The sequence below is a fragment of the Thalassolituus sp. UBA2590 genome, assembly GCF_002339775.1.
Lineage (GTDB): Bacteria > Pseudomonadota > Gammaproteobacteria > Pseudomonadales > Oceanobacteraceae > Thalassolituus.
Window position 1 is genome coordinate 1 of sequence record NZ_DDKU01000015.1, and the last position, 5,232, is coordinate 5,232.

Genomic DNA, 5,232 nt, shown 5'->3' on the forward strand with positions numbered 1-5,232 from the left:
TGAAATTCGTCATCTGAATAATTCTGATCTATCCGGAAGGTAACATTCTCAGGGACTTCAGCTCGTTTCAGGACTGCGCCCAGTAATGGCTTTCCGCCGGTTTCTTCCAGCAGGTCAAGCAGTACTTTCTGAATAATACCGATCATGCAGGCTCCACAAGAGACTGGAGCCAGAAAAGCCCCGGGATTAAATTGATATAAATTTCAATGTAGTCACCGGTTCTCTGTAAGCAACTGCAAACAAAGACTCATAACAGGAAATTACAAGCGGCAACAAAGCCTTTGCGTAAATCGACGGTACTTCTCCTCGCCGTCCCGTTCAGATCACTCAGTGGAGGCTTGCACGTCGCTCTTTCGTTGAAGCTAACTTCTGCCACATTGATTTCTCTGCATCCCTGCTGTCTCCGAATGTGAATTCTTTGAGAATTCCCAGGCTCTCCTCGCAAAAATCCCGCATAGATAGTTGCTCTAACAACTCCAGCACTCTGCTGAACAAAAAGCGGCAGCTTCGCTGGTCGCCGAGACGACGAAAGGCAGCCATCATCTGAGCTGCTGCTTCAAGATAGCGCTGTTGTGCCGCACGATCAGGGTTTCTTGCCAGCTCCAGCTCCGCCACTTCAACGGCATTACCGAAACATATAGCTGCTCTCTGCCAGTGCTCGCCGAGCATCGCCTCACAGCCCATGGACGTTGCCCGCTGCCAGCTCGGTGTCAGCTCAGAAGGATTATCGATCAGCCACTGACGATGGCCGTTACACATGTATCTCATATCAGGCCGCCGCCAGCGCATCGTATTCACTGATAATCTGAGCTACCCATTTTTCAACGCGGGCATCGGTCAGTTCGAACTGTTGGTCTTCATCGATGGCCAGACCACAGAAAAACGTCTTTTCCTCGTTGACGGCCCGTGATGCCTCAAACTCGTATCCTTCGGTCGGCCAGTACCCAATAAAGCGCGCCCCGGCTTTTTGCAGATGTTCCTGTAACCAGCCCATCGCATCGAGGAAAAAATCACCGTAGCCAAACTGGTCGCCCAGCCCGTAAAGGGCGACGGTTTTGCCCGACATATCCAGAGCCTGAATCATGTCTTCGACATCTTCCCAATCGACCTGAATGCCACCGAAGTCCCATGTGGGAATCCCCATGATCGTGAGGTCGTAGCCTTGCAGCTGCTCGGGCTCAGCATCCGTGATGTTAATCAATTCAGCAAGGATTCCCGCGCTTTGCAATTGTTCGGAAATCTTCTCTGCTACGTCCTCTGTATTCCCGGTATCTGTACCGAATACGATACCGACAGACGCCTGACTCAATGTTGAACCCATGTGTGACTCGCCTCTGAAATTATTAATGCGAATCATTATCGTTATATTATAAAGAAAGGCAACACTCTTCCGCTGTTGGAGTTTGCAGAAAAGTAAAGATGTGATCGCGCAGCGAAAAAAGGTCAGGCGTTACCAGCCGCTTTAGCGGCGTGGTTTCGGTTTGAATGCCGACATGATGGCCAGAGGAATGGTCAATGCCAGCCAGATGACAAGCGAAGTGATAAAATATGAGATCTGTAATTCAGCAAACAGATTCGACTGGAGCACGATCTGAAAGACCCCGTATAACGCCATACCACCAAAATAGAAAAGGCCAAAAACCAACCAACCGGGCAGGCCGCTGGTGCCGGTTCTGACGATCTTACCTGCGATTTTCACAGAGAGATCCATAAAGAAGTACAGCCCCATCACAGTCAGCGTAATCGCAATAGCATGTCGCAGAGGACCATCCCAATAGGTTTCGGTATCCGCCGCCGCAGAGACATCACCACCGGCGTAGAGTGAGTAGGCTCCACTCAGGATGGTAAACAGACCCGTCAGTATGGTGAGGTAGTCGGCAAGCGCCGAGCGATGTGGCATATCATTCATAACATCCCCCTGATACCAATCCGGCGGCTCAAGGCCGCCGGTTGTTATTATTTTATGTACTGGTGTCGCGCAGCTTGCGTGGGATCAGTGACCCAGAGCCAGCTGGAAGTGTTCACAGGCCAGCGTCTCATCGCCTTCGGCCAGCATGACCTTACCCATTTCAGCGTGCAGTTCGGCCAGGCCTCTGATACTCAAGCCGGTCTTCAGATATTCGCGGGCTTTTTCCAGATCATTCACACGCAGCGCCAGACGACCCAGAGTGAGCAGCAGGAGCGGGTCATTAGGACGCTCTTTCAGCTGCTGCTCAGCAAACAGCAGCTGCTTGTTGGCATCTTTACCTTTCAGACGACCGTAGATTTCTACCAGCTCGTCGTGCCATACATGCTTAAGGCCTTCACGCAGCGCTTCTTCTGCTTTCTCTTCCTGCTCAGTTTCGAGCAGCAGGTCAACGTATGACTTCATCACATCGCTGGTGTAACGCACGTCGCGGCCGAGACCATCAAACGTTGCTGTCAGGCCCTGTCCACCATTTGCATGACGGGCGCGGTCGAGCAGTTGCAGAGCAACGTTGCGCTCCAGCTTACGCAACTCTTCATCCGGGATTTTGGTCGCTTTGCGCAGGGTTGGCAGAAGCTCATTCAACGCTACCCAGTCTTCGAGATCCTGCAGCGTTTTTACCAGCAGTTTCAGCAGATAGGCATGACGGGGATGCTTTTCACGCAGGCTGATCAGCACGGCCAGCGCCTGCTCGTTCTGGTGACGCGATTGCAGCAGCTGTACCTGAGTAATACCCACCGCCAGGTCTGAGCCTTTAGTGCTCAGGCTTGCCTGCTTGAGCCATTCGTCCGTTGCTTCTGACTTATCCTGCTCGTAAGCAGCACGGGCAGCCGCCAGGTAGTTGATCAAAGGCTGATCAGAATCTTTAGCGCTGCTTGTCAGGTTGCGTTCGGCACGGCGCCACTGACCCTGCGCCAAAGCAAGCAGGCCTCGCGTGGTCTGACGACGGGCACGTAAGCTGCGACGACGCTGACGCCACTCATTGAAGCGGCGGTCGCTACCAAACAACACCAGCAACGCACGCAATGCTATATACACAGCCAGCAGGGCGATGGCGCCCAATACCAGAAACATCCAGAGGCTGGTCTCTACCGTGTAGTTTTCCCAGCTGAGCATGACATAGCCAGCATCGATATAAACGAATGCGCCAACGGCCAGCGCTCCCGCAGCAATCAGGATCAGAAAAAGAACGATCAGTCTCATGCGTCGTCCTCCGTACCGGCCTCTTCAGCCTCATCCGCATTTGCTTCTGTTGGCTGTACAGTGCCATTGCGGCGCTGCTCTTCAACCAGTTTCTGCAACATCAGGAGTGACGCAGTAATGTCAGGGCGCTCCGGAGCCACTTCCCAGGCCTGCAGTTCAGACAAGGCAGCGCGGGCAGCACGAGTGCGTGCATCTTCAATAACCAGATAGGCATCTAACCACTCTGAGACGCGCTGAAGGCTGTGCTCATACAGTTCGGTCTGTTCGCGCAGGAGTGCAATCTGAGCCTGTTCCAGCATCAGGTGCATGTTCTGCTGCAGGTAATACTGCTGATCGGGCGTCAGTGGCGCCGCGATTGGCTCGTCACGCTCACGGATACGCACCATACGGATCACGTTATCTCTGACGGTGTACCAGAGGTTCCAGTACCAGGTCTGCTCTTCCAGCGTGAGAGGTTCTTCTTCAGCAACAGGTTCTGCAATCAGTTTTTCTGGCATCCACGGCAGCGCTGTTACCTGCTCCTGCAGAGCCTGCAGGCGGAAGATGGCACCCACACGATCAACGGCTGGCACGGCACGCAGAGCCATCAGCTCACGGGCAATCTGAGCACGGACTTTATCAAAACGAGGGTTACGCGTTTCAATGATGACGTTGTCTGCTGCGGTCAGCATGCTGATCGCACCCTCCCAGTCACGCTCAAGCTCAAGGCGCTGACTGGCAAGGCGCAGCAGATATTCTGCTTCAGCCAGTAGCCAATCCTGACGCTCTGCACCCGGCAGCTTACCCAAGCGCTCTGTGTTGTGAGCCACCTGAGCGGCAAGGTTCTGAGACGCAGTATTCAGGGCCTCTGCGCGCTGCATCAATGTTGTTTCACGCGCGTTGCTTGCTTCAATTTTCTGCAGTGCAGTATTCAGGCGATCAGTCAGTACCGCAGTTTCAGCGGTTGCAGCCTGTTGCTGCTGCCAGCCGAAAAAGCCGGCCGCGCCCGCCAGAGCAAACAGGATGATGATCAGGAGCAGGTTAAACCAGGAAAGCACATTGGAACTGCGCTTTTCTTTCTGTCCCTTATCAGCCGGGGCGTTAGTCTGTTGTTCGTTGCTCACGGTGAATTTCCTTCTGAAATTGGCCTTAACGGCGAAATCTTAACGGCCTGCGGCAAACCGCGCGCGCAGGCTGTGCAAAGTATCTTCATTACGGGCACTGGCCGCAACCACCACGTCAGTACAGCCTTGCTGCCTGGCGTAAGTAGCCACTCGCTCACTTGGCACTATGATGGTGCTTACCCGGGTCGCGATATCAGGTATTTGTTGTTGTGCAATATCGAGCGCCTGCCCACTGCTTAGCAGCAGTACTGGAGCACCTTGTAAGGTTTTGTCCCAGTCGGCTTCTGCCCATTCAATCTGCCGACGTTCATAGAGCTCGGCGTAATCGACACGGGCTCCCCGGTCACGCAGAACCGATGCCAGGGTTTCCCGACCGCCGACTCCGCGCCAGATGAGTATTTTCTCACCCTCGACCTGCTGTAACGATGGCAGCGCGAGTACTCCCTCACTGTCGTATCGGTCAACCGGCATTTCTGCGTCGATATCGTACTCGCGATAAACCGCTGCCGTTGTCGGGCCGACAGCGTACCAACGCAGGCCCACTGGCATCTGCGGCCAGTAATCGTCCATCCATCCGAAACCCGCCTCAGCGGCATTCTGGCTGATTGCGATGACAGCGTCATAATGGTCTATATCGAGGATTTTCTGACGACAGGCACGTGAGACCGCGCTGTCATCATCTTCAAATCGGCGAATCTCAATCAAGGGATGATGGCGAACCTCAAAGCCAAGCTCCGCCACCGAGCTGATTAATTCACTGGCTTTGTCCGCAGGTCGCGTTACTACAACCGGCGGTAACGCTTCAGTGAACGTCATGACCATACACGGCACGCAGGATATCACCCGCTCCCTGCGCCAACAGGTCTTCTGCTGCCTTTATACCCAGCGCTTCGGCGTCTTCTGGCGAGCCCCGGTATTCGGTACGCAGCATTTGCTGGCCGTCTTCGCTACCCACCAGAC

At 54.2% G+C, this 5,232-nt stretch carries 6 protein-coding genes; all 6 read right to left on the bottom strand.

What is annotated here, in order from left to right; genetic code table 11:
• Positions 1-327: 327 nt before the first annotated feature.
• The gene (locus B2067_RS01190) at positions 328-768 is read right to left on the bottom strand and encodes a hypothetical protein (protein WP_297531383.1); all 441 of its coding nucleotides are present in this window, start codon (positions 766-768) and stop codon (positions 328-330) included.
• Between the two features lies 1 nt (position 769).
• Positions 770-1,321, bottom strand: coding sequence for a flavodoxin (locus B2067_RS01195; protein WP_301387225.1), 552 nt, complete (start codon positions 1,319-1,321; stop codon positions 770-772).
• A gap of 141 nt (positions 1,322-1,462) precedes the next feature.
• Positions 1,463-1,909 (bottom strand): hypothetical protein, encoded by a 447-nt coding sequence (locus B2067_RS01200; RefSeq protein ID WP_076514317.1) that lies wholly within the window; start codon positions 1,907-1,909, stop codon positions 1,463-1,465.
• An 84-nt stretch (positions 1,910-1,993) separates the two neighbouring features.
• A complete protein-coding gene (locus B2067_RS01205) occupies positions 1,994-3,169 on the bottom strand; it encodes a heme biosynthesis protein HemY (protein WP_301387226.1) in 1,176 nt (391 codons plus the stop codon).
• On the bottom strand, positions 3,166-4,272 hold the full coding sequence (locus tag B2067_RS01210; protein ID WP_301377196.1) for a uroporphyrinogen-III C-methyltransferase: 1,107 nt from the start codon (positions 4,270-4,272) through the stop codon (positions 3,166-3,168). Before B2067_RS01210 ends, B2067_RS01205 begins: the two co-directional genes overlap by 4 nt.
• A 39-nt stretch (positions 4,273-4,311) precedes the next feature.
• Entirely contained in the window at positions 4,312-5,088 is a 777-nt protein-coding gene (locus tag B2067_RS01215) for a uroporphyrinogen-III synthase (RefSeq protein WP_297531374.1), read from the bottom strand.
• Between the last annotated feature and the right edge of the window lie 144 nt (positions 5,089-5,232).

Bases quoted from the DNA above. Each gene is read 5' to 3' on its own strand.
- B2067_RS01190 (WP_297531383.1), bottom strand. From the start codon at position 768: ATGAGATACATGTGTAACGGCCATCGTCAGTGGCTGATCGATAATCCT.
- B2067_RS01195 (WP_301387225.1), bottom strand. From the start codon at position 1,321: ATGGGTTCAACATTGAGTCAGGCGTCTGTCGGTATCGTATTCGGTACA.
- B2067_RS01200 (WP_076514317.1), bottom strand. From the start codon at position 1,909: ATGAATGATATGCCACATCGCTCGGCGCTTGCCGACTACCTCACCATA.
- B2067_RS01205 (WP_301387226.1), bottom strand. From the start codon at position 3,169: ATGAGACTGATCGTTCTTTTTCTGATCCTGATTGCTGCGGGAGCGCTG.
- B2067_RS01215 (WP_297531374.1), bottom strand. From the start codon at position 5,088: ATGACGTTCACTGAAGCGTTACCGCCGGTTGTAGTAACGCGACCTGCG.